This is a genomic window from Sulfitobacter sp. (genome assembly GCF_041552635.1).
GTDB lineage: Bacteria > Pseudomonadota > Alphaproteobacteria > Rhodobacterales > Rhodobacteraceae > Sulfitobacter.
The window spans coordinates 18485-43007 of sequence record NZ_JBFEKM010000004.1 but is presented as its reverse complement, the minus strand read 5'-3'; the positions used below and the strand labels follow the sequence as shown (position 1 = coordinate 43007).

Below are 24523 nucleotides of genomic sequence, written 5' to 3'. Positions count from 1 at the left end.
AGGGTCTGAACGCAAAACGCAGCCTCCGGATACCGGGGGCTGCGTTTTTTGTTTGTCGGGTCGGGTGGGTTTATTTGGTTTCGCCCATCAACCCATCCATCTTGCGCGCGAGCTTGGCGTCCAGCGCGCTTAGCCCGTCCACATCATGGGTCGTCAGCGTGACGATCACCTTGCTATACACGTTTTCCCATTCAGGGTGATGGTTCCACTTCTCGGCCCAGATCGCGGCACGGGTCATCCAGCCGAACGCATCGGCAAAGTCGTTGAATTTGAACGTCTTGATGATCGCATCCCGCCCGTCGACCATTTCCCAGCCTGTTGCAAACAAGGGCGCGAGGACGGTTTTCCGGGTCTCTTCGCTTAATTTTTCGCTCATTGTTGTTCCTCAATATTTGACCGTTTGAAGGGGCCGTAGTCTGTTAGTATCTCGATCTCGTGGTCGACGGCGGCGCGTTCCTGACGCAGAAAATCCTCGACCGCATGTGCAAACCCTTCGTCCCGCATCCAGTGCAGAGACCATGTGGCAGTCGGCAGATAGCCACGCGCCAATTTGTGTTCGCCCTGCGCCCCGGCTTCGACCGTTGCCAGCCCCAGATTGATCGCGATGTCGATGGCACGATAGTAACACAGTTCAAAGTGCAAGAACGGGTGATGTTCCGTGCAACCCCAGTACCGCCCATATAACGCATCGGCCCCGATAAAGTTCAACGCGCCGGCGACCCATCGCCCATCGCGCTGCGCGAGAACCAGCGCCATGTCATCGCGCAGGGTTTCTTGGGCAATGTCAAAGAACTGTCGCGTCAGATAGGGCGTGCCCCATTTGCGCGCGCCGGTGTCTTGGTAAAACTCCCAAAACGCATCCCAATGTTCGGGTTCGATCTGATCGCCGGTGAAGGTTTCAATCGTGCCGCCAAATGCCTGCGCTTGCAGCCGTTCTTTGCGAATATTCTTGCGCTTGCGTGAACTGAGCGTGGCAAGAAAACCGTCGAAATCAGCATAACCGTGGTTTTGCCAGTGAAACTGCTGGCTTTTGCGCGCCATCAGGCCAAGGTCTTGGGCGGCCATCGCCTCGGCCTCGGTGCAGAATGTGATGTGCAGGGACGACAGGCCATTATTGTCGGTCAGTTGCACGGCACCTTGGATCAACGCAGCCATCCCGGCGTCTTCAAACCCCGGACGGGTCAGAAAACGGCGGCCTGTGGCGGGGGTGTGCGGCACCGCGATTTGCAGCTTGGGGTAATAGCGCCCGCCCGCACGTTCCAACGCATGGGCCCAACTGTGGTCAAAGATATATTCCCCCTGACTGTGGGATTTGGCATACATCGGGGCCACGGCAATCACTTGCCCTTCGATCGCTGCAGTCAGGTATTGCGGTTGCCAGCCGGTCCCAGTCCCAACGCTGCCGCTGTCTTCGAGGGCGGACAAAAACCGATAGGTCGTAAAAGGATCATGGGGCCGCCCCCCCGATGCGGTTTCAGGGCAGGCGCAGGCATCCCAATCGGTTTGGCCAATGTCGGATATCCGGGGGACGATCGTGATTTCGACGTGCTGTGCGCTCATGATAATGCCCCGGTTTCCATGGTTCTTATCTGTGGCCAAAGTCCAAAGGTTCAAGCATTCAGCAGCGCATCATAGCCTTCGAAGGTGATATTATCCGCGTATTGCCGCGCGAATGTTTCGTCATGCGCACTGCGCACAGTCCAACAGCACACCATCGCCCCCGCTTTGCGCAGGTCGGTCACACGGTTGCTGGTCAGATCATCAAGTTCATGAGAGATGAAACACGCCCCCGTGCGGTCATAATCTGGAACGTCGCGCAGACGGTCACACACGGCCTTTGGCAGGGGCCAGTCGTGATAGCGGTACGCGCTTGTGACGATGCCGCGCGGAATGGCAGGGACCAGATCGGCCATACGTGCGACGGCGTTGGGGTTGAACGACATTATGGCCACATCGCCGTGATAGGAATTCAGGCACTGTGCCGTCGCCTCTTCCAAGGGGCCAAGGTCGTCCCCCATACTTCCGTCCTGATCCTTGATCTCGACCAAAAGCGGCACGCGCCCCGCAATCAGGTCAAGGATTTCAGAAAGCGTCGGGATCGTTTCATCGCAGCCTTTCAGCTGGATTTTCTCAAGATCGGATGCCGTGCTCAAACGGATTGCGCCTTGGGCGTCCGTCAACCGGTCCAACGCATAGTCGTGAAACACCATTGCAGCACCATCTGCGCTAAGCTGCACGTCTAGTTCGATCCCGTAACCACGCGCAATTGCAGCGGCAAAGGCGGCCCGGCTGTTTTCGGGCCGCCCTGCGCTGAGATCGTGAAATCCCCGATGCGCAAATGGCGCATGATGAAACGTGGCAGGCAGCTTCATTTGATCTCGAAGATGCCTTCGATTTCAACCGCAACACCAAGAGGCAAGGACGCAGCAGACACAGCCGACCGCGCATGCCGTCCCGCGTCGCCCAACGCTTCGACCAGGAAATCGGACGCGCCGTTGATAACCTTGGGCTGGTCGGTGAAATCTGCGGTCGAATTGACGAAACCGGTCAGTTTGACCACACGCACAAGCCGTTCGATATCGCCATCACAGGCGGCTTTCACCTGCGCGAGCAGGCTGATTGCACAGGTCCGTGCCGCAGCGGCACCGGCGTCCACATCCATGTTTTCACCAAGCTTGCCAACGATCAACCCGTCGGGACCGTTCGAGATTTGGCCCGAAATATAGACGATGTTGCCCGTCTTTACGAATGGCACATAATTCGCGGCAGGCGCTGGCGCGTCGGGGAGCGTGACGCCAAGGGCGTTCAGGCTTTCGGTGATGCTCATGGCAGGAATCCTTTGAAATCAGGTAGGTTCGCGCGCAACGATAACGCTGTGTTACCCAAACGGAAAGGGGGCATCGCCGCCGGATTTTTCTGCGCGTTTTCACGTCGCACGCGCAAGGAAACATCAGTTGATTATCTTGCTGGCAACGCCCATAACGCTCCGAACCTGTTTTCCCTCGATGAGGACGCTGTAATGATGCCGTCGAACTTTTCCAAAACGATTTTCCGCAGCGTGACCGGCCTTGTGCTGGCCGCTGGGCTAGCTGCTTGCAGCGGTGCCGCACGCGTTCAGCCGACGGGCATCAATGACCCGCATGAACAGTCGAACCGCAAGGTGCACAACTTTAACAAAAAGCTTGCCCGGTCGGGCAACGGCGGCGGGTTGGCCAAGGCCGTACCGATCGAATTTCAAACCGTGATCCACAACATCTCTGAAAACCTGTCGATGCCGCAGGTTGCCGTGAATTCAGCCCTGCAGGGCGACGTGACCGGTTTTACTTTGGCTAGCACGCGTTTCATGGTGAATTCGGTCCTCGGGATCGGCGGTATCATTGATGCTGCCAGCGAATTCAAAGTCCCCGAGCACGATACTGATTTCGGCGAAACGCTGTATGTCTGGGGCGTTGGTGAAGGCCCCTATTATGAACTGCCGGTTATTGGCCCTTCGACCCGACGGGATGTGGCCGGTAGAATCGTGGATGTGTTCACCAATCCACTGTCTTACAAGCTTGAAAGCCCCGACAGCTATGTGGCCCCGGTGACCGGATTTGCCGACCGTGTATTCAAGAACAGCCGTCGCAGCGAAGTGATCAGCGATGTTCTGGATGGCAGCACAGACAGCTATGCCCAAGCGCGGCTGATCTATCTGCAAAAGCGCCGGTATGAATTGTCGCAACGCACGGGCGCAGCAGCGGTATATGATGACCCCTACGCCCAATAATATCAGCAGACGTCTCTTTGTCGGGGGCGTCTTCTCGCTCGGTTTTGCGCGCTCGGCGATGGCGGTGACGCAAGGCGATGCGACTGCGTTTATTCAGCGGCTGATCAAGGACATCTATCAGGTCATAGATTCAGGCGGGTCCGAGCCCGCGATGATCCGTCAGTTCGAAGCATTGTTCGGGCAATATGCCGATGTGCAGATCATGGCGCAATACGCGCTAGGGGTCGACGGACGCAGTGCCAGCCCAACGCAAAAGGCCGCGTTCAGCGATACCTTTGGCAGCTATATCGCCCAGAAATACGGCAAGCGGTTTCGCCAGTTCATCGGCGGGCGCATCGAGGTTGAGGGCGCGCGCAAGATCAAACCGGGCTTCGAGATCAAGACCACTGCCTATCTCAAGGGTGAAAACCCGATCGAGGTGATCTTTCTGGTGTCCGATAAATCCGGCGAGCTGCAATTTTTCAATATGTTCCTTGAGGGCGTGAACCTGCTGCTGACCGAGCGGAGCGAAATCGGGTCGATGCTGGACCGGCGCGGCGGTGATCTGGATGCAGCAACGCTGGACTTGAAAAACGCGGGCTGACCCAAACGCCGCCTTGGCATCGGTGCGCGCCAAGGCCATGATCGCCTCATGGACATAACCCTGATCAAGACCTTTATCGAAGTCGCGAACTCCGGCTCTTTTGTTGCGGCGTCCGAAAGGCTGTTTGTCACCCAATCGGCAGTCAGCTTGCGCGTTCAGCGGCTTGAGGACAGCTTGGGGCACGCGCTGTTTAAACGGTCAAAAGCCGGGGCGGTGCTGACACCCGAGGGCGAACAGTTCATTCACTATGCCCTGAGCCTGTTGAAAATATGGGAAGAAGCACGCCAGCAGATCGCCATCCCCGAAGGCTATAGCCGCAGCTTTTCTTTTGGCGCGCAATATTCGCTGTGGCACAGGCTGGGGTTTCGCTGGATCGACAGCTTGCAAACCGCCCTGCCCGATCTGAGCGTGCGCGCCGAAATGGGGATGTCTGACCGCTTGACGCGGTTTTTGATCGAAGGCGTCATTCAGGCCGCGCTCCTTTATACCCCGCAACTGCGCCCCGGCCTGATGGTCGAGCACGTTATTGACGAAGAACTGATCCTTGTTGCGTCCTTTGATGTTGAGCTGAAAGACCTCGGCCCCGAATATGTCTTTGTCGATTGGGGCCCCGAATTCACCCATATGCATGCCACTGCCCTGCCCCATTTGACCAATGCGGGCAGAGCCTTGTCGCTGGGCGGGCTGGTTGGCGACTATATCGTGAACCGACGTGCGGCAGGGTATCTTCCGGCCCGGTCTGCGCAGCGATATCTAGATCAAGGAAGACTACAGGTTGTTGCGGATGCGCCACGTTTTCCATACCCCGCATGGGTGGTTTGGCGCGAGGATTTGGAACCCGAACTTTTGTCCGTTGCCCGCCGCACTTTGATCGACATCGCCCAAGCGGCTGAAAACGAACAACATATCCTGATCGAGAAACTGATGGACGACGAAGAGTGACGACCTGTCATGCTTTCTGAATTTCAAACGATTAATAGTCGTTTTATGGTCAAGTTTTTGTAATTTTCCTTATGTAAGCCCCTATATTACATCCTCCTCAGCAGAGATGCTTTCGGCCCTCTCCCCGGGTCGGATCACTTCTAAGGGAAAGGATTCCCCAATGAATACAGTTCTTAAATTTTCGGCGGCTTCCGCAATCGCACTGATGGCTGCCGCCCCGGTTTTCGCGCAACAGCGTGCTCTTGGCCTTGAAACGCTGAACGACCAGATCGACGACATCAATGATGACGTTCAAACAGATCTGGCCCGCGGCACTGACGCAGAGCGTTACGGCCCCAACGGTGTCGCACAAGGCTGGGGCGGTACGTTCGCCTTGTCCGCATCCGGCACAAGCGGCAACACTGACAACGGCGAAGTATCAGGTGCTGGCCGCCTGACATACGGCGTCGGCGCATGGAACCACCTGGTTGGTTTCGCCGTAGAATATGGCGAAGCAAATGGTCAAAAGAACGAAGAGAAGTTCTTTGGTACCTACGAAGGCAGCCGCTATTTCACCGACGAATTCTATGCGTTTGGTCTGGCCCGCTATCAGTATGATGGCTATCTGACAGACAACACAGGCGCACAGATCAACGGGTCGGAAACCGATGCGTTCTTGGGCTTTGGTCCCGGTTACCGTGCGATCAACAAAGAAGGCCACACATGGCGCGTTCAAGCGGGCCCCGGTGTGCGTTACTTCAAGGATCAGACCGGCACTTCTGAAACCGAAGTCGGTGCGATCGCTTCGTCGCGTTACTACTATGCGTTCAACGACACCATTTCGTTCACCATGGACACAGATGTTGTCAGCTCGAAAGTGAACACCGTTGTGTCGAACGACGCTGGCGTGAACTACAAGATGTCCGACAACCTGTCGACACGTGTTAGCTACCGGACCGACTACAACACCGATCCGGTTGGCGGGTTGAAATCCACCGACAACACGCTGGGTCTGTCCTTGATCCTTGGCTTCTAAGACTAACAGTAAAAGGCCAAGGGCGGGTTTTTACCTCGGACCGCATTCGGCCTGATACGAAAGGGAGACTGGTTTAACCCAGTCTCCCTTTTTTCGTTTCACACGGTGGGGTTTAGCGGTCTCCGGTGCGTCCGCCATTCCCTTGAGATGATCCGCCCCCAAAGATATCCCGCAAGACCTGATCAATCAGGCTGACCGGGTCCTGCCGGCGGATGGGTACATTTTGTTGTTGAACGGGCGGCGCTTCGACGACCGCAGGCGCTGGTATGATCATGGGCAGCGGCCTGTTGGGCATGCCTTCGTGCACACGGACCATGACCTCGTGCCAGATTTCAGTGGGCAAACCGCCGCCAGACACCCCCGTCAACGGTGTGTTGTCATCATACCCCATCCAGACACCGGCGACGTAATCGGCTGAAAAGCCAATGAACCACGCATCGCGATTGGCTTGGGTCGTACCCGTCTTGCCGGCCAGTTCGCGGCCGCCAAACTTTGCACGCCCGCCCGTCCCCTCCGAGACGACCTTTTCCATCATATACACCAGTTGCAGTGCTGCATCTTCCTGGATCACCCGTTCACCGATCCCGCCGCTGGTGCCCATCAGGGGTTCCGTATCGCCCTGCAAGGTCAGGTTAATTAGCCCGTAAGGCTTTACCGACGACCCGCCGTTCAGAATGCCTGCATACGCACCCGTCATTTCGATCAGCGTGCTTTCCGACGCCCCAAGCGCCAGTGCCGGACCTGCGGCCAGATCGCTTTTGATGCCGAACATCGTTGCCACCTGACTGACAACCTCGCGGCCGACGCTTTCGGAAACTTTCACCGCCGGAATATTCAGAGAATCCTTAAGCGCTGTCGTCAGGGTCACATTCCCTTTGAAACTATTGGTATAGTTCTTGGGGCACCATTGACCCGACCCCGGAATATCAAGGCAATAAGGCGCGTCCTCAATCAGGTCGTTTGGCGAATACCCCAGATCAAGGGCCGCCGCATAGATGAACGGCTTGAACGCCGACCCCGTCTGACGCATCGCTTGGGATGCGCGGTTAAAGGCACCCGCAACATTGGTCTTGCGCCCACCCACCATGCCGCGCACGGCACCGTCCGCAGACATGATCACCACAGCGGCCTGCGCCTTGGAGCCGGCGCGCACCTTGTTGTCGAACACCCAGTTCAACCCGTCTTCGGCGGCGCGCTGAATACGTTGATCCAAAGTGGTTTTGATAATCACGTCTTCGGTCGTGTTGCGGGTAAAGAATTCGGGCCCCGACGACATGACCCAATCCGCGAAATAGCCGCCCGCCTTGGCCTCGGCTGCCTCGGACAGTTCAGCGGGGTTGTTGATCGCCGTGTCCGCTTCGGCCTGAGACAGATAGCCCTGATCGCGCATCAGACGGATCACGGTCGCGGCGCGATTTTGCGAACGGTCCAGATTGTTGGTCGGCGAAAGTGTCGTCGGCGCTGTCAGCAATCCGGCCAGCATCGCGCCCTCGGCAGGTTTCAATGCGGATGCGGGCTTGCCAAAGAAACGCTGCGCGGCGGCTTCGGCCCCAAAGGCACCGCCGCCCATATAGGCGCGGTTCAGATAGATCGACAGGATATCATCCTTGGAGTATTTCGCCTCCATCGCCATGGAATACACGGCCTCTTTGGCTTTGCGCTTGAGAGATGACCGACGACACTCCGCCTCGTATTCCTTTTCCGTCTGCCCTGATGTCGCATCAAAGGGTTCGCCCAGACACAGCAGCTTGGCCACCTGCTGGGTAATCGTAGAACCGCCATGGCCCGACAAAGGCCCGCGCCCTTCTGACAGGTTGATCCGCACGGCTGACGCAACGCCCCGCGGGCTGACCCCGAAATGTTGGTAGAACCGCTTGTCTTCGGTCGCGATCACCGCGTTTTTCAGATGCGGGGACACGCTGGTGGCCGTCACTACGCCGCCAAACTGGTCACCGCGCCACGCAAAGACTTCGCCATTGCGGTCCAGCATGGTCACAGACCCGCGCGCGCGACCATCCAGCAAGGCCTCGAGCGGTGGAAGCGTGGTATAGAAATAGCCCACTGCAACCGCCAGCATCAGCATCGCGACAACCGTCACACGCCAAGTAATGACCCAGATCAGGCGCATCGCCCAACGCACCAATGCACTAAGCCAGCCGATTGGACCGCCCCTGCGCGGGGCGGATTTGCGGGCCGGCTTGCGTCTGGCAGGTGCCTTTTTTGCAGGTGCTTTTTTGGCTGCGCCCGACGCTTTACCAGAAGTACGCTTGTCAGCGACCAGTGGCCGCTTTCGCTTGGGTGAATCACTCATTTTGCTACTCGCTCGACCGCTCTTTTTTTACGACTCTATCTTGCCTGCTGCGGATTGTTTAGCGCAGACCCTCTGCGGTCACGTCAATTTTACGCCTAATTTTTAATCATAAATCATTTTATGCACATCTTTTAAGCATCGAAGCCCCACTAAGCTTAACCGATGGGCAGTCAGGTCTTTCTAAACCGATCAGATTTCCGCTTTCCTGCAAGGCATAACGCAGGGGAGGCCTGCAGGCAAAAGAGGGATAATAGGTGAAACTCATCATTGCAACAATCAAGCCATTCAAGCTCGAAGAGGTGCGCGAAGCGTTGACCGAAGCGGGCGTGCGCGGACTGATGGTGACAGAGATCAAGGGCTTTGGTGCCCAGTCCGGTCACACAGAAATTTATCGCGGCGCAGAATATGTCGTCAACTTTGTGCCCAAGGTCAAACTTGAGCTGGTCGTCGCAGATGCGCAGGCAGACCAGATGGTCGAAACGATCACACGCACAGCACACACCGGCAAGATCGGTGACGGCAAGATCTTTGTGCTTGATGTCGAACAGGCGGTGCGTGTGCGCACTGGTGAAACCGGCGAAGACGCAATCTAATTTAGGGACGAAATGATGAACAAAAAATATATCATTCCAACCGCCGTCGCTGCAGCACTGCTGCCGACGTTCGCGTTGGCACAAGATGCAGAATTCGCGAGCGCGTCAGAGACGGCATTCATCTTTAACACACTGTTGTTCTTGATCGGTGGTTTCTTGGTGTTCTGGATGGCCGCTGGTTTCGCCATGCTTGAAGCCGGTTTGGTTCGCTCCAAGAACGTCACAACACAGCTGACCAAGAACATCGCATTGTTCGCGCTGGCCGCCATCATGTACTGGCTGGTTGGCTATAACATCATGTATCCGGGCGATGCGTGGATCATCTCGGGTGTGTTTGGCACCTTTGCAACCAAAGACATCAAGACGGCGATTGATGCGGGCGGCTATTCCAACGCTTCCGACTTCTTCTTTCAGTTGATGTTCTGTGCGACCACTGCGTCCATCGTTTCGGGCACCTTGGCCGAGCGTGTCAAACTGTGGCCGTTCCTGATTTTCACCGTCATCCTGACAGGCTTTATCTATCCGATCGAAGCAAGCTGGCAGTGGGGCGCAGGCTGGTTGTCCGAAGCAGGCTTCTCTGACTTTGCTGGCTCCACTCTGGTGCATGCTGCTGGTGGTTTTGCCGCCCTTGCCGGTGCCCTGATCCTTGGGCCGCGTATCGGCAAATACAAAGACGGTCGTGTTATCCCGATGCAGGGTTCGAACTTGCCGCTTGCCACACTGGGTACGTTTATCCTGTGGCTGGGTTGGTTCGGCTTTAACGGTGGCTCGCAACTGGCAATGGGCTCGATGATCGACGCCGATGCTGTCGCGCAGATCTTTGCCAACACCAACATGGCAGCTGCCGGTGGTGCTGTTGCCGCGATGATCCTGACGCAGATCCTGTACAAAAAGATCGACCTTACCATGCTGCTGAACGGCGCTTTGGCGGGTCTGGTTTCGATCACTGCGGGTCCGCTTGACCCAACGTTGTTCGGTGCGCTTTGGATCGGTGCTGTTGGCGGTGTGATCGTGGTGTTCGCGGTTCCATTCCTCGACAAACTCAAGATTGACGACGTTGTGGGTGCGATCCCTGTTCACCTGATCGCCGGCTTCTGGGGTACATTGGTTGTTCCAGTCTATACCGAAGACACATCCTTTGTGACACAGATCATCGGCTTTGCGTCCATCGGTGCCTTCGTCTTTATCGTGTCGGCGATCGTCTGGACGATCCTCAAGGTGACCGTGGGTATCCGTGTCAGCCAAGAGGCAGAGATTGCCGGTCTGGACGTATCCGAGCTGGGTATGGAAGCCTATCCAGAGTTCTCGAAGAGCTAAAACACAGGCCTCTTAAACAGGCTGAGACCCGGGCGTTTGCGCCCGGGTTTTTTTTGTGCCTGAAGGTTTTGCGCGGCACATGAAAAAACCGCAGCGCTTGGGGAAGCGATGCGGTTTTGAGCACTTAATAAAGGGTGAAGGTGGGGGTTAGATGCCCACGTCGATGATGGCTTTGGCGAGGATAGGAACCGTCTGAGCGTTCAAACCTGCGATATTCATACGACTGTCGCCCACCATATAGATGCCATGATCATCGCGCAGCTTGGCGACCATTTCAGGGGTGGTGCCAAGGCGCGAGAACATGCCCCTGTGTTCGGCGATAAAGCCGAAACGGTCAGAGCCCGAAAGCCGCTGCAATTCGCTGGCAAGCTGGCTGCGCAAGCCCAGCATGGCGTTGCGGATGTCTTCGAGTTCGGCCATCCAGTCGGTGCGCAGGGCATCGTCGTTCAGGATCATCGTCACCAACCGCGCGCCGTGGTCCGGCGGAAAGCTAAAGTTCTGGCGGTTAAGGTAGGCCAGTGTCCCTTGGTTCAGTTTCTGCGCCGATCCATCTGATGACACCGCCATCAGCATGCCGGTGCGTTCGCGGTAGATGCCGAAGTTCTTGGAACAGCTCGCCGCGATCAGGCATTCGGGCACCGACGCCGCGATCTTGCGGGTGGCCGCGGCGTCAGCGTCTAGGCCGTCGCCAAAACCTTGGTAGGCGATGTCTACCATCGGGGTCGCACCGGTGTCTTGCAGGATCTTGATCACAGCGTCCCACTGGGTCGCGTTCAAATTCGCCCCTGTCGGGTTGTGACAGCAACCGTGCAATAGGATCACGTCACCCTTTTGTGCGGTCTTGAGATCGGCAGCCATGCCGTCAAAATCCACGCCACGGGTTTCTTCGTCAAAATAACGGTAGGGCACGATGGTCATGCCAAGGTATTTCAGGATCGACAGGTGGTTTGGCCAAGTTGGATCAGACACGAACACCCGTGCATCGGGCCGGGCCATCTGGACCATTTCAAACGCCTGGCGCACAGCGCCTGTACCACCGGGGGTCGCGGCGGCAGCGACATTGGCGCGGGGAACGGCGTCGCCCAACACCAGATTGACCAGCGCATCACCGAAGGCCGGATCGCCTGCAAGGCCGGTATAGGACTTGCTGTTTTGGGTTTCCCACAGTTGGTGTTCCGCCGATTTAACGGCGCGCATGATCGGGGTCAGGCCCGTGGCGTCCTTGTAGACGCCGACGCCAAGGTCGATCTTGGTGTCGCGAGGATCGTCCTTGTACATCTGCATCAAGGCAAGGATGTTATCGGCGGGCTGCGCCTTGAGGGTTTCGAACATTATGCGTCTCCGGTCGCAACGGGCACTGTGGGGAACATGCCCCATTCCGCCCAAGATCCATCATAGAGTGACCACTGCTTATGGCCCATACGTTCCAGCGCCAGCGCCAGAATGGCGGCTGTAATACCCGAACCGCAGGTGGTGATCACAGGGCGCGACAGGTCAATGCCTGCAGCCTCAAAGGCGGCCTTGGTGTCATCCACGGATTTCATCGTGTTCTCGGCGGTCAACAATTCAGCATAGGGCAGGTTGCGCGATCCCGGAATGTGACCTGCGCGCAGACCTTCACGGGGTTCTGGTGCCTCTCCGCGAAAGCGGGCTGCGGCGCGGGCATCGACGATTTGCGGGTCTTGCAGCTTGGACGCTTGGGCGACCTGCGTCACGTCGCGCACAAGTTGATTTTGCATCCGCACGGTCATGTGACGGTCGCGCGGGATCGGGGGCATGTCTTCGGTCGGGTGACCTTCGGCGACCCATTTGGGCAGACCACCATCCAGCACGGCAACGTTTTCTTGCCCCATCAGCTTGAACAACCACCACACACGGGCGGACGACAGCACACCCGCACCGTCATAGACGACAACCTGATGACCGTCGCCAACCCCCATTGCCCGCATGCGCGACATGAATTTTTCAGCCGGAGGTGCCATGTGTGGCAGGTCCGACCGTGCGTCTGAAATTTCGTCGATATCAAAGAAACGCGCGCCCGGAATGTGGGTATCGTTATACTCCGCCTTGGGGTCGCGCCCTGCGTCAGGCAAATACCACGAGGCATCCAGCAAGCGCAGATCAGGATCTTTGAGGTGTTGCGCCAGCCAGTCGGTTGAAACAAGCGTTTTTGGGTCGTCGGCCATGGGTGCCCCTTCTAGAAAAGGTTTTCACATGCCTACCCGCGCAGGCGGGGGCAGGCAAGGGTTTGGCACCTGTATTGGGGGCAAAATTGCCCCCGACAGTCGTCTAGCCGTGATCCTTGAGCAACCGTTGCTTTTGACGCGACCAGTCACGCTTGGCTGCGGTTTCACGCTTGTCGTGCAGCTTTTTACCCTTGGCGATGCCGATTTTGATCTTGGCCATCCCGCGATGGTTAAAATACATCACCAACGGGACCAGCGTCATGCCTTTGCGTTGGGTTTCGTTCCACAAATTGGACAGCTGCTTTTTTGACACCAGCAGTTTGCGGCGGCGGCGTTCTTCGTGGGTAAAGGTTTTTGCCTGACTATACGGGGCGACATAAGAGTTAACGAGCCATAGCTCACCATCTTCTACCGCAGCATAGCTTTCTGCGATGTTCGCACCGCCATTGCGCAGGGATTTCACCTCGGAACCCTCAAGGATGATGCCGCATTCCACGTCATCCTCGATCGCGTAATCAAACCGCGCGCGGCGGTTTTCGGCAATGACCTTATAATTCGGGTCGGACTTCGAAGATGATTTTACCTGTGACATACGCAGGATGTAAGGCGCGCAGGCCCCGCGTGCAAGATGGGCCGCCTATCGTTTGTGTCTGCGCATCAATCAGGCTGCGCTGTTTCCCCCCAGAGAACCTAATTTCACAAAAAAGCCAGAATTGCCCCTTATTTCATTGACGTTAACCAAGGGGATCTCAAATGCGCCACTTTTTTGCTCGATTCACCGTTGCAGCCGCCATCGTCATATTTTCAGCGGCAACAGCTCAGGCCAAAGACCCGCTACGCATTCTTGTCTTGGGCGATTCTTTCATGACGACCCACACATTGTCCGGGCAAGCCGTGCCAAACCAGCTGCAAAAGGTTCTGGGCGCACGTGTAAAGAGCAGGGCCGTCACCGGCGCGCGCTATCGTTATATGATGCCTATTACCGGCGCACTGGGGATGAAAATCTCAAAGCAGTATCGGGACGGACCGTGGGATTGGGTCGTTATTAATGGCGGTGGCAATGACATGTGGCTGGGATGTGGCTGCATGCGCTGCAAGCGTCGGATGAACAAGCTGATCAGCCCGGATGGCACGCGCGGAGAGATCCCCGAACTGGTATCAAAGGTCCGCAATACCGGTGCCAAGGTCGCCTATGTCGGCTATTTGCGCAGCCCCGGCACGTGGTCGCCAATCGAACATTGCAAAGCCGAAGGTGATGCGCTTGAGGCACGGATTGCCGTGATGGCGCAGCGCGACAAAGGCGTGACCTTTGTGTCGCTCGCCGACATGGTGCCCAGCGGCGACAGGTCGTTTCACGCCGCCGATATGATTCACCCGTCGGTCAAGGGCAGCAAGGCGGCAGCGGCACGGATTGCCCATGTCGTAAATGGCGGCAAGCCGTAAGCCTGCTGCGCTTTTTGCGGAAGGCCACAGAAGAGCTAGTCGCCCAGCTTTGCGTGAACCTCGTCCAGATCAATCTCGGCGATGGGCATCTTGTTGGCAGGGTTATCAAAGTCGTACTTGAACAGATCAAAATCCCGCTTGTAGATTTCGCGGACCAGATGCATCGACAGATCGTCGAAGTAATCCTCAACCGGGTGGGCGCGCTTGGGGCCGTGCCCTTCGGATTCGTTAAAGCGTGGGATATCAGCCAGTTGGACCTGATGCGGGGTTTTGATCGCATCCAGCACATCTTGCATGCCATCGTTGAACTGCTCCGTCCAAACGATCTTGTCGTAGGTGCCGCCATTCACGATAAATGTGCTGACATGACCCGCCTGTGCCGACCAGTGGATGTCCGGATCCATCGGCCTGCGCCACCTGATGGTATCACGCGCAAACAGTAAAAACCGGCGGAAACTGGCGATCTGGTCAAACTCTTGCTTGCCATCGGCACCGCCGACTTCGATCCCGTATTTCTGAACCAACAGCGGCACCAGATTGCCGCGATAGCGCTTGCCGTTGCGCTGAATCCCGCAAATCTTGTCGAAAAACGAACTTAGCACACGCGTGTAGGGATTGCGCACGCAGGTAAAGGCATAAGAACTGTGGTTTTGGACATTCGCGGCGATCGGTGCCTGCGATTCATCCAGCGCCCATTTATGCATCCCCGCCTTTGCGTCGTGGATATCGCCATCAAAGAATTCACCGTGATCGGAATAGAACATGATCTGACCAATGGTCGAACACGCGCATTTGGGCACCACACGGTACACAACGCTTTCACTTTCCGTCATCCAAGTGCCTGGAAAACCCATTTTCTGCACGGCCTCCTAATTTTTATGTCATTTATGCCATGATATATGGCAACAGAATGGCCACGCCGTGAAAAAAGCAAATATTCGCGGTTTATTCAATCGCTGATCATCTTTATCTATCAAACTCATCCAGTGCAAAGGGCGCGTCTTCTGACTATGGCAAAAATCGCCTACATTCTTTTATGTCACAAAGACCCCGTTGCCATTATCCGGCAGGCGGAACGGCTGACCTCTTGTGGTGACTATATGGCGATCCACTTTGACGCCTCGGCGAGCGAAGCACATTTTCAGCAAATCTCCAAAGCGCTTGCCGATAATCCAAGCGTGACCTTCGCGCGCAAGCGGATCAAATGCGGCTGGGGGGAATGGTCGCTGGTGCAGGCAACCCTGAATGCGGTCGAAAGCGCAGTTGACGCGTTTCCGCGTGCCACGCATTTCTACATGCTTTCAGGCGATTGCATGGCGATCAAATCGGCGGAATATGCCCATAATTACCTTGATGAAAACGACGTCGATTTTATCGAAAGCTTTGATTATTACGAAAGCGACTGGATCAAGACAGGCTGGAAAGAAGAACGCCTGATCTACCGTCACTGGTTCAACGAACGCACCCAAAAGCGCCGCTTTTACTGGATGTTCGAACTGCAAAAACGCCTTGGCCTGACCCGCGAAATCCCCGAAGATCTTCAAATCCAGATCGGCAGTCAATGGTGGTGCCTGCGCCGCCAGACCATCGAAATCGTGCTGGAATTCACCAAGAAACGCAAAGATGTGATGCGGTTCTTCAAGACAACCTGGATCCCGGACGAAACCTTTTTCCAGACCATCGTGCGCCATCTGGTCGCCGAAGACGAAATCCGCGCGCGGACCCTGACCTTTTTGATGTTTACCGATTACGGCATGCCGCTAACGTTCTATAACGACCACTATGATCTCCTGCTGGCACAGGACTACCTGTTCGCACGAAAAATCAGCAGCGAGGCAACGGACCTCAAACGCCGGCTTGGCCTGCTGTATTCCGCCAAGGGCGTCGAATTCCAGATCAGCAACGAAGGCCGCAGCCTGTTCAACTTTCTCAGCGGGCGCGGGCGCATGGGCCGCCGGTTTGCGACGCGGTTTTGGGAAACCGAAAGCACGCTAGGGCGCGAACGCGAACTGCTTATCGTGATCTGCAAGAAATGGCACGTTGCCAAACGCGTGCTTGAACGCATTCGCCAGACAACGAACCTGCCCTCGATCGAATACCTCTTCAACGAAGAAAGCACCCCCCTGCCCGACTTGGGCGGCATCCAGAACACACTTGGCAAACGCACCCGTCACCGCCGCGCCTTGATGCGAATGCTGTTCGATTACTATGATACTGACCGGCTGATCGTGTGCATGGATCCGGGCAACATCGACCTTCTGAACGACTTCGCCTCGGACCGGTCTGTCACGCGCATCCTAGAAGTCGAATGCCAATTCACCGATGAATATCTCGTGGGTCACGCCATGCGCGTGGGCCTCGCAGGGGAACGAACATCCGAAGACACGCTGGAACGGCTTTTGCCGACGATCCGCAATGATATGGTGTTTGAATCCGACCGCATCCGCGATTCACAATTTGAACACTACGGGCGCATGCGCGAAAATGCGACAACCGAAGAGAATGCCGAAACACTTGCCGCATTCCTGCAAATTCCAAGCGAAAAAGCCGCGGAAATAGCAGGCACTCATTACCTGTTTTCTGACTAAGGACACCCCATGGCCTACAACTATGACAATCAGAATATCTTTGCCAAAATCCTGCGCGGCGAAATCCCAAACAACACGGTCTATGAATCCGAACATGCGCTGGCCTTCCGCGACATCCAACCTCAGGCACCGACCCATGTGTTGGTGATCCCCAAAGGCCCCTATGTCAGCTTTGACCACTTTGCAGCGGATGCCACCGATGCGGAAATCATCGGCTACATCCGCGCAATATCAGAAGTCTGCAAAGCCGAAGGCGTCACCCTGACACAAGGCGAAGGGTTCCGCATGATCTCGAACGCAGGCGCGCATGGCGTCCAAGAAGTGCCGCACCTGCATGTCCACATCCTTGGGGGCCGCAACATGGGGCGCATGATCGCCCGTGCGGACTGATCTCGTCTTCTCTGGCTTTTAAATATCCCGGGGGGCCCGTCAGGGCGGGGGCAGCGCCCCCTCTACTCTATCAAGAGTTCCGACAACATTACTCGCTCCGGCTCGCCCACCAACGGGACAACTTCCCCTGTTTCTCTGCAAAATCGTCTTCAATCCGCTCAAGCGTCGGATCAATGCGCTTTGCCCTGAACCGCCGCCAGCGTACCCAGATGGCATAAAAAAGGGCTGCAACCAGCGTCAGGATAGCAATGTTCAGGAACGGGATGCCCTTGGACACATCCGGACCCGCGACCGGGCGCACAGAAATCGCGTTGGGGAAAATCGACAAGAATTCGTTGCGCCAGCCATAGTGCTTTAACGCGACATACTGCGGGTTTTCCGACGCTGATCGCATGTCAGACGCTTCGGCCTGCAAATTTGTCGTATCGAACTTGAAATAGGGCGGCCAGCCCCATCCAGTGTCTTCGTTGCGGTAAACCATCACATCGCCCTTGGCGCGGCGCGTCTGGATGAAAAACACATCGCGATTGCCCAAAGTATTGTTGTTACCCACGTCCGCATTTGACCAGAAAATCGAATTCTCGCCAAAATCGATGCGCTTTTCATAGGTATCGGTAATCCGGACGATATCCACCTGCGGCAGCGTGTAATGGAAAAATGCGGCAACCAGCGCCCAGATCGTGCCCCAGAAAACCCATTTGATAATGCCCATAGCGTCGGTGTCCTTCAGCTGAAATTCGTCAGGTAGATGATCAATATGACCACACATACCGGTATTATATAGACACCCAAAATCAGTTTGCGACGGATTGAGCGGTCATATTTCGCAAGCCCTCGTCGCACAAAACTGTCCATGTCCACAACCCGTGGGCCATTCTGCCATTTATGACGCAGCTTGCCGCGGCGCACCCTGCGCGAATACATCGACAAACCAACATAGATAACGCTCAGGAAAACAAAGCCGACAACGATCAATTCAACAAGTGCAAGCATCGGATTCAGTCCCTCTGAGTGGCTCTGTTATTCAGGAAACCCGGCAATCGCTTACCACGACACCATGCACGTCAACCAGACCACCCGAAAGGCTTCAGGGCTCAACCTGCCAGACGACCTTGATTTCCGTCCCGATTTCGCGCGCGGGACTGGTCATTTCGCCCCCAAGCTGCTGCGCCGCAGCCATCAGGATGCGCATACCAAGCCCGGTGTCATTGCTGTACCCGTCCGGCAAACCGGGGCCATCATCAATGCAGCTCAGGTGATAAAAGCCGCCTTCATGCTTTCCGGTCACGCTGAACGTTCCGCGTCTCCTGTCCTGATAGGCATATTTGGACGCGTTCGCCATGGCCTCGTTTACGATCATACCGACCGAAGAGGCAGACCGCGACGGCAAGTTGCAGTTCTCAAGCTTGGAATTCACAGTCACACCATGCGGCATTTGTTCTTGAGCCGACTGTACGACTTTTGTGATAAAGGGTGAAATATTCACCGAAGCACCCGTATCTGTCAGGTACAAAGCCTCGTGAAGGCGGCTAATCGTTGCAAGTCTGCCCTGCACAGCATCCAGCGCTGCCCGCGCTTCGGCCGATTTTTCGCTGCGCACTTGCAGCCGGATCAATGCCTCAAGGGATTGCAGCGAATTCTTGACGCGGTGATCCACCTCTTTTCGCAGGATTTCAGCATCCGCCAATGCCTTGCGCAGTTCTATCTGCCGCATGGCCTGATTGGCCAAGGTCTGCAATGCGCGGCGTTGGAAATCGTTCAGCTCGCGGGGTTTCTTGTCCAGCACACACAGTGTGCCCAAGGGCAGGTTATTGCCATCCTCCAGCAACGCCCCCGCGTAAAAGCGGATCGAATCGTCCCCCGTTACAAATTCATTTGTGTCAGTCCTAGCATCCTTGGACGTATCCCCGATTTCGAGATAGTCATCGCCAGATATGGCATGCGCGCAAATGCTGTTTTCAATTGTGCTGCCCGGTATTTCGATTCCGACTTTGGCTTTGAACCATTGCCGGTCCTCGTCAACGAGGGAAATCAACGAAATCGGGACGTCACAGATTTCGGCCGCAAGCTTTGTAATCTCTTCAAAGCCGTCTTCGGGTGCGGTGTCCAAGATGTTATAGCCGCGCAACAACGCAAGGCGCATTTCCTCTTGTTCGATCAAGGAAGCTTTCATGGAATGATCTCAACTTTCGCTCGTAATATTGAAAATCGCCAATGCATAAGCAGCAAAAAAATAATTCTGGCAGTCTATCAGTATCATTGAGTATTTGAAAACGAGCAATATGCAAGGCCGAGCAAGGTTGACTAGGCGGAAACTGTGGATCGCGCAGTATGGTAAAACAAAATTATATGTGAATGGAACCAACCCGGGCCGTCCCAGCGGCCCGAGTAGATGTCGTATTACGCCAGATTACCCGACGACGTTGAATTCCGGGCCGAACGGATAACCGGTAATGTTATCGTTTCCGTCTTCTGTGATGACCAGAATATCATGCTCGCGGTATCCCCCCGCACCGGCCTGGTCCTCTCCCACGGTCAACATCGGCTCCATCGAGATGACCATGCCGGGTTCAAGCACCGTGTCGATATCTTCGCGCAGTTCCAGCCCGGCCTCGCGGCCATAGTAATGCGACAGCACGCCAAACGAATGGCCATAGCCAAAGGTGCGGTATTGCAGCAGGTCGCGTTCTTCGAAGAACGCGTTGATCTTGTGGGTGATATCCGCACAGCTTGAGCCCGGCTTGAGCAGGCTCATCCCGTATTCATGGGCGGCGACGTTGGCCTCCCAAATCTTGAGGCTGGCGGCGTCCACTTCGCCTGCAAACATCGTGCGTTCAAGCGCGGTATAATAGGCCGAGATCATCGGGAATGTGTTCAGCGACAGGATATCGCCATGTTCCAACTGGCGCGCGGTCACAGGGTTATGCGCGCCGTCGGTGTTCAGGCCAGACTGGAACCAGACCCACGTGTCGCGGTATTCAGCATCGGGAAAGCGTTTGGCAATCTCAAGCTCCATCGCGTCACGGCCCGCCATGGCGATGTCAATCTCGCGTGCGCCGACCTTGACCGCGTCGCGAATGGCATAACCGCCCACATCAGCAACCTGTGCCGCTTGGCGGATCAGGGCGATTTCGGCCTCTGACTTGTGCATCCGCTGGCGCATCGTTGTCTCGAACAGATCGACCATGACAACCGGCTCAAGAAAATCCTCCAGCTTGTCGCGTTGCATCAGGGTCAGGTGGTCACCCTCATAGCCGATCACGACCCCTTTGCCCGTCACGGACGCGACGGCCCGCCAATAGTTGTCGCGCTGCCAGTCGGTATAGGTGATATTGTCGGCAAAACTGCGCCGCCACGGTTGGCCTGCATCAATGCCTGCCGAAATGGTCACGCAGTCGGTTTCCGTTACCACCAGACCGTAGGGCCGGCCAAAAGCGCAATACAGAAACCCCGAATAATACGCGATGTTGTGCATCGACGTGAACACGGCAGCGGTCACGCCAGCGCTGTCCATCCGTTCGCGCAATTCTTCCAGACGCGCCTCGTATTCCGCGGCCTCGAACGGCAGCGGGGATTTTTCACCATTGTGAAAGCGGTACATATCGGGACGTATAATTTTGGATGTGTTGGTCATATCAGACCCTCCCTCTCAGAAAGGTCCCGGCGTTCAGGACGCAAGGGCCAAAATTCAGGACGACGCCATCGTCCCAGCCCTTGCAACCTTTCGCCTATTTCGGCGCACCGATCAAGGGGTCACTTGATGCCCAGCAACGCTTTGACCATATCGCTTTCGGTATCCTCAAGCAGGTCGATGATATCAAAGTGGTGACGCCCCTCGACCACCGTCAGCTTGGCACCCCAAACACGGGAAAACTGTTCAGCCTGTTCGATAAACGCAGGCCGTTCATCGGCACCAACCCAGATCGTCACGTTCACACCATGTGGCGGGGTCATATTGACGGGGCTTTCGGCGACCGCCTCGGCCTCGTCCAGCTGCAAGATCTCGTTCATCGAGGTCTGCAAAAGCGGTGTCAGGTCAGCCACCGGCGAGATTGATACGATATTTGCGATACGTTCGCGCACATCGCCGGACAGGACCAACGGGTCGGTCATGCGGGCAACCAACTGCCCCCCGGCAGAATGGCCGACCAGTGAAATCGGGCCTTGGGTGCGTTTGGCGATATCCATCAACCCGCGGGCAACCTGCCCCGTGATCTGGCTGATCCGGACATCGGGGCACAGATCATAGCCGATCATCGCCACCGCATAGCCGCGCGACAAGGCACCTGCGGCCAGATGCGACCAGTCAGAAGGCGCGAATGCCTTCCAATACCCGCCATGCACATAGACGACCGTGCCGCGCGAAACACCTTCGGGTTCGAAAAAATCATAGACCTGCCGGTCGGACGGACCGTAGGAAATTCCCTTTTGCGCGCGAAATCCCAGTTTTTTGCGAAACGCAGCAGCGGCCTTTTGCCAGCGGGGCGGATAGTCTTCTGAACCTTCGATATAGGCGGCATTGGCATAGGCGTCATCTAATTGCATTTGGGTCTCCCTTAGGGTTCCATAACAAAGTGGAACTAGACAATCATAGCGAATGTTGCTTTGGGTTCCACAAACAAAAGCGGAGAGATCAAAATGACTGACGCAAAGACTGACCTGAAATCCATGCTCAAAGACCCCAGCCTGCTGGAAACCCGCGCCTATGTTGGCGGCGAATGGGTCGACGGTGACGATGGCACCTTTGACGTGACGAACCCCGCGCGCGGCGATGTCATCGCCAAAGTGGCCAACCTAAGCCGCGCCCAAGTGGCTGGCGCAATCGCCCAAGCCGAGAAAGCCCAGAAAGAATGGGCATCCTGGACCGGCAAAGAACGCGCAGGCGTGATGCGCAAATGGTTCGACCTGATGATGGAGAATCAGGACGATCTAGGTGCCATTCTGACTGCCGAGCAAGGCAAGCCCTTGGCCGAGGCCAAAGGTGAAATCGCCTATGGCGCGTCATTCATCGAATTCATGGGCGAACAGGCCAAGCGTGTGTACGGCGAAACAATCCCCGGCCACCAGCGCGACAAGCGCATCACCGTGATCAAACAGCCCATCGGTGTTGCAGCATCCATCACGCCGTGGAATTTCCCCAACGCGATGATCACCCGCAAGGCCGCCCCGGCGCTGGCCGCTGGCTGTGCCTTCGTTGCGCGCCCTGCTGCGGAAACGCCATTGTCAGCGATTGTCATGGGCGTGCTGGCCGAACGCGCTGGCATCCCTGCGGGCGTGTTCAACGTGGTACCTTCGTCGTCTTCCTCCGCCATCGGCAAGGAATTCTGCGAGAACCCCGCCGTGCGCAAGCTGACGTTCACCGGATCGACCGAAGTGGGCCGTATCCTGATGAAGCAAGCCGCCGATCAGGTTATGAAATGTTCGATGGAACTGGGCGGCAACGCACCATTCATCGTGTTTGATGACGCCGATCTGGATGCCGCCGTCGAAGGCGCGATCCTGTGCAAATTCCGCAACAACGGTCAGACTTGCGTGTGCGCCAACCGCATCTATGTGCAGGCCGGCGTCTATGACGCTTTCGCAGACAAGCTGAAAGCAGCGGTCGAGAAACTAAAGGTCGGAGACGGGTTTGAAGATGGTGTGACCCTTGGGCCGCTCATCAACCCGGCCGCTGGCGAAAAGGTCAAAGAGCATATCGAAGATGCCAAATCCAAAGGTGCCCAAGTAATTCTGGGCGAGGGCGGCGATATGAACGGCAACTTCCTGCCGCCCACAATCATGACCGGCGTGACCCAGGACATGATGGTCGCGACCGAAGAGACCTTTGGCCCGCTGGCACCGCTGTTCAAATTCGACACTGTCGATGATGTGATCGCAATGGCCAACGACACGATCTTTGGTCTGGCGTCCTACTTCTATGCCAAAGACCTCAGCCGCGTTTACAAGGTCGCAGAGGCGCTGGAATATGGCATCGTTGGCGTGAACACTGGCATCATCTCGACCGAGGTCGCACCATTCGGTGGCGTCAAGCAATCCGGTCTGGGCCGCGAAGGCAGCCATCACGGGATCGAGGATTACCTCGAGATGAAATACATCTGCATGTCGGTCTGATAGGCACTTGCGGGCGGAGGTTTCGACTGCCGCCCGATTTCGTTAGGCTTCCAGCGCTTTGGTGATTAGATTGCCCAACCGTTTGATCCCTTCGGCGATCTTGGCCTCGTCCGAGGTCGCATAGCTTAGCCGCAGCGTGTTGCGCCCCGACCCATCGGCAAAGAACGCATGACCGGGCACAAAGGCGACCCGTTCAGTTTTCAGCGATTCCGCCAACAGATCAGCCCCATCCAGCGCTTCTGGCAATGTCACCCAAATGAACATCCCGCCCTCGGGTTTGGTCCAACTGACGGCCTCTGGCATGTGCTCTCCCAATGCCTTCAGCATCACATCACGCCGCGCACTATAGGCGCTGCGAATGGTGGCAACATGGCTGTCAAAATGATGTTCGGCGACTTGGGTAATCGCGATCTGGTTCAACGTGGCGCTGTGTAAATCCGCCGCCTGTTTCATCAACACAAGCTGGCTGATCACCGGCATCGCGGCACAGACCCAACCGACGCGCAGACCCGGCGAAAGCGTCTTGGAAAAGCTGCCACAATAGATTGTGCGACACGCCTCAAGGTCACCCCCTTTGCGCGCGGCCTCAAGCGCAAGGATCGGCGGGATCGCCTCGCCGTCAAAGCGCAGCGATTGATAGGCGGCGTCTTCGATCACCGCGATCTCCATCTCGTCGGCCAGATCAATCACCCGCTCGCGCGCCGCGCGGCTGACGGTGGCACCGGTGGGGTTGGCGAAATCAACCGACAGATAGGCAAACTTGGCTTTGCCACCGGCGGCCTCGGCCTCTGCTGCGTAATCGGCACCTGAACGGTTGCTCAGCGGGTCCAGCTTGTCATAGCGCGGCTCATAGGCATTAAACGCCCCTAACGCGCCCAAATATGTCGGCCACCCCACCAAGGCGGTGTCACCGGGCGACAGGAACAGCTTTCCCAGATAATCCAACGCCTGCTGTGACCCTGATGTGATCAGGACATTTTCAGGTTTTGCGGGAATCCCAAGCTTCTTCATCTGCCCTGCGATCGATTTGCGCAGAGGCGCGTGCCCTTCGCTGGTGGAATATTGCAGGCCCTGCGCGGCCATCGGACCTGACAAAGCTGCGGCAAAGGCATCCTGAAACGCCGCCTTTGGAAACAAGGCCGGGTCCGGAATGCCCCCCGCGAAAGAGATGATATCGGGCTGATCCAGCAGCTTTAGCAGCTCGCGGATTTCGGACGCTTTCATGCGCGTCGCGCGTGTGGCAAAGATTTCCTGCAAGGACATCAGACATTCCCTTCT

Annotated in this window: 25 protein-coding genes; 10 read left to right on the top strand and 15 right to left on the bottom strand. The window is 56.6% G+C overall.

The window, feature by feature from the left end; genetic code table 11:
• Positions 1–70: 70 nt before the first annotated feature.
• From ABYT07_RS01080 to ABYT07_RS01065, 4 genes are read right to left on the bottom strand one after another with little or no spacing between them, the layout of a single operon-like run.
• Complete coding sequence (locus tag ABYT07_RS01080; RefSeq protein WP_372988755.1) at positions 71–376, bottom strand: 4a-hydroxytetrahydrobiopterin dehydratase; 306 nt, start codon at positions 374–376, stop codon at positions 71–73.
• Positions 373–1560 (bottom strand): GNAT family N-acetyltransferase, encoded by a 1188-nt coding sequence (locus ABYT07_RS01075; protein WP_372988754.1) that lies wholly within the window; start codon positions 1558–1560, stop codon positions 373–375. Before ABYT07_RS01075 ends, ABYT07_RS01080 begins: the two co-directional genes overlap by 4 nt.
• A 50-nt stretch (positions 1561–1610) precedes the next feature.
• Positions 1611–2372 (bottom strand): glycerophosphodiester phosphodiesterase family protein, encoded by a 762-nt coding sequence (locus ABYT07_RS01070; RefSeq protein ID WP_372988752.1) that lies wholly within the window; start codon positions 2370–2372, stop codon positions 1611–1613.
• Positions 2369–2827, bottom strand: coding sequence for a RidA family protein (locus ABYT07_RS01065; RefSeq protein ID WP_372988751.1), 459 nt, complete (start codon positions 2825–2827; stop codon positions 2369–2371). Before ABYT07_RS01065 ends, ABYT07_RS01070 begins: the two co-directional genes overlap by 4 nt.
• Positions 2828–2875: 48 nt before the next feature.
• On the opposite strand from ABYT07_RS01065, the gene ABYT07_RS01060 reads away from it, so the two are divergent.
• From ABYT07_RS01060 to ABYT07_RS01045, 4 genes are all read left to right on the top strand, one after another.
• Positions 2876–3766 (top strand): VacJ family lipoprotein, encoded by an 891-nt coding sequence (locus ABYT07_RS01060; protein WP_372988750.1) that lies wholly within the window; start codon positions 2876–2878, stop codon positions 3764–3766.
• Complete coding sequence (locus ABYT07_RS01055; protein WP_372988748.1) at positions 3744–4349, top strand: phospholipid-binding protein MlaC; 606 nt, start codon at positions 3744–3746, stop codon at positions 4347–4349. Before ABYT07_RS01060 ends, ABYT07_RS01055 begins: the two co-directional genes overlap by 23 nt.
• 48 nt (positions 4350–4397) lie before the next feature.
• A complete protein-coding gene (locus tag ABYT07_RS01050) occupies positions 4398–5291 on the top strand; it encodes a LysR family transcriptional regulator (protein ID WP_372988747.1) in 894 nt (297 codons plus the stop codon).
• Between the two features lie 160 nt (positions 5292–5451).
• A complete protein-coding gene (locus ABYT07_RS01045) occupies positions 5452–6306 on the top strand; it encodes a YdiY family protein (protein ID WP_372988746.1) in 855 nt (284 codons plus the stop codon).
• 112 nt (positions 6307–6418) lie between these two features.
• Here ABYT07_RS01045 and ABYT07_RS01040 read toward each other — a convergent pair whose 3' ends face one another.
• Complete coding sequence (locus ABYT07_RS01040) at positions 6419–8617, bottom strand: transglycosylase domain-containing protein (protein WP_372988745.1); 2199 nt, start codon at positions 8615–8617, stop codon at positions 6419–6421.
• Positions 8618–8871: 254 nt separating this feature from the next.
• On the opposite strand from ABYT07_RS01040, the gene ABYT07_RS01035 reads away from it, so the two are divergent.
• Positions 8872–9210: a P-II family nitrogen regulator gene (locus ABYT07_RS01035; RefSeq protein ID WP_372988743.1), complete on the top strand. Its 339-nt coding sequence runs from the start codon at positions 8872–8874 to the stop codon at positions 9208–9210.
• A gap of 15 nt (positions 9211–9225) precedes the next feature.
• Positions 9226–10527, top strand: a complete 1302-nt coding sequence (locus tag ABYT07_RS01030; protein WP_372988741.1) for an ammonium transporter — start codon at positions 9226–9228, stop codon at positions 10525–10527.
• 147 nt (positions 10528–10674) lie between these two features.
• Here ABYT07_RS01030 and ABYT07_RS01025 read toward each other — a convergent pair whose 3' ends face one another.
• The 3 genes from ABYT07_RS01025 to smpB form a co-directional block, all read right to left on the bottom strand.
• The gene (locus ABYT07_RS01025; RefSeq protein ID WP_372988739.1) at positions 10675–11859 is read right to left on the bottom strand and encodes an aromatic amino acid transaminase; all 1185 of its coding nucleotides are present in this window, start codon (positions 11857–11859) and stop codon (positions 10675–10677) included.
• Positions 11859–12713 carry a 3-mercaptopyruvate sulfurtransferase gene (gene sseA, locus ABYT07_RS01020; RefSeq protein WP_372988737.1) on the bottom strand — a complete coding sequence of 285 codons (855 nt, stop codon included), beginning with the start codon at positions 12711–12713 and terminating at the stop codon, positions 11859–11861. The genes ABYT07_RS01025 and sseA overlap by 1 nt, the downstream gene beginning before the upstream one ends.
• Positions 12714–12816: 103 nt before the next feature.
• Positions 12817–13305, bottom strand: coding sequence for an SsrA-binding protein SmpB (gene smpB, locus ABYT07_RS01015; protein ID WP_372988735.1), 489 nt, complete (start codon positions 13303–13305; stop codon positions 12817–12819).
• A 161-nt stretch (positions 13306–13466) separates the two neighbouring features.
• On the opposite strand from smpB, the gene ABYT07_RS01010 reads away from it, so the two are divergent.
• Positions 13467–14156 carry an SGNH/GDSL hydrolase family protein gene (locus ABYT07_RS01010; protein ID WP_372988733.1) on the top strand — a complete coding sequence of 230 codons (690 nt, stop codon included), beginning with the start codon at positions 13467–13469 and terminating at the stop codon, positions 14154–14156.
• Between the two features lie 35 nt (positions 14157–14191).
• Here ABYT07_RS01010 and ABYT07_RS01005 read toward each other — a convergent pair whose 3' ends face one another.
• Positions 14192–15010, bottom strand: a complete 819-nt coding sequence (locus ABYT07_RS01005) for a sulfotransferase family protein (RefSeq protein WP_372988731.1) — start codon at positions 15008–15010, stop codon at positions 14192–14194.
• A gap of 156 nt (positions 15011–15166) precedes the next feature.
• On the opposite strand from ABYT07_RS01005, the gene ABYT07_RS01000 reads away from it, so the two are divergent.
• Both ABYT07_RS01000 and ABYT07_RS00995 read left to right on the top strand, forming a co-directional pair.
• The gene (locus ABYT07_RS01000) at positions 15167–16744 is read left to right on the top strand and encodes a DUF5928 domain-containing protein (RefSeq protein ID WP_372988729.1); all 1578 of its coding nucleotides are present in this window, start codon (positions 15167–15169) and stop codon (positions 16742–16744) included.
• 9 nt (positions 16745–16753) lie between these two features.
• Positions 16754–17134 carry a histidine triad nucleotide-binding protein gene (locus ABYT07_RS00995; RefSeq protein ID WP_372988727.1) on the top strand — a complete coding sequence of 127 codons (381 nt, stop codon included), beginning with the start codon at positions 16754–16756 and terminating at the stop codon, positions 17132–17134.
• Positions 17135–17222: 88 nt separating this feature from the next.
• Here the strand turns inward: ABYT07_RS00995 and ABYT07_RS00990 are convergent, their stop codons facing one another.
• From ABYT07_RS00990 to ABYT07_RS00970, 5 genes are all read right to left on the bottom strand, one after another.
• Positions 17223–17846: a DUF1523 family protein gene (locus ABYT07_RS00990; RefSeq protein ID WP_372988726.1), complete on the bottom strand. Its 624-nt coding sequence runs from the start codon at positions 17844–17846 to the stop codon at positions 17223–17225.
• A 14-nt stretch (positions 17847–17860) separates the two neighbouring features.
• Positions 17861–18127: a hypothetical protein gene (locus tag ABYT07_RS00985; protein ID WP_372988724.1), complete on the bottom strand. Its 267-nt coding sequence runs from the start codon at positions 18125–18127 to the stop codon at positions 17861–17863.
• A 94-nt stretch (positions 18128–18221) separates the two neighbouring features.
• Complete coding sequence (locus ABYT07_RS00980) at positions 18222–19307, bottom strand: sensor histidine kinase (RefSeq protein WP_372988723.1); 1086 nt, start codon at positions 19305–19307, stop codon at positions 18222–18224.
• A gap of 237 nt (positions 19308–19544) precedes the next feature.
• Positions 19545–20768, bottom strand: a complete 1224-nt coding sequence (locus ABYT07_RS00975) for a M24 family metallopeptidase (protein ID WP_372988722.1) — start codon at positions 20766–20768, stop codon at positions 19545–19547.
• Positions 20769–20887: 119 nt separating this feature from the next.
• On the bottom strand, positions 20888–21679 hold the full coding sequence (locus ABYT07_RS00970; protein WP_372988721.1) for an alpha/beta hydrolase: 792 nt from the start codon (positions 21677–21679) through the stop codon (positions 20888–20890).
• Positions 21680–21772: 93 nt separating this feature from the next.
• On the opposite strand from ABYT07_RS00970, the gene ABYT07_RS00965 reads away from it, so the two are divergent.
• Positions 21773–23245 (top strand): NAD-dependent succinate-semialdehyde dehydrogenase, encoded by a 1473-nt coding sequence (locus tag ABYT07_RS00965; RefSeq protein ID WP_372988720.1) that lies wholly within the window; start codon positions 21773–21775, stop codon positions 23243–23245.
• A 42-nt stretch (positions 23246–23287) separates the two neighbouring features.
• Here ABYT07_RS00965 and ABYT07_RS00960 read toward each other — a convergent pair whose 3' ends face one another.
• Positions 23288–24508 (bottom strand): PLP-dependent aminotransferase family protein, encoded by a 1221-nt coding sequence (locus ABYT07_RS00960; protein ID WP_372988719.1) that lies wholly within the window; start codon positions 24506–24508, stop codon positions 23288–23290.
• Positions 24509–24523: the final 15 nt, after the last annotated feature.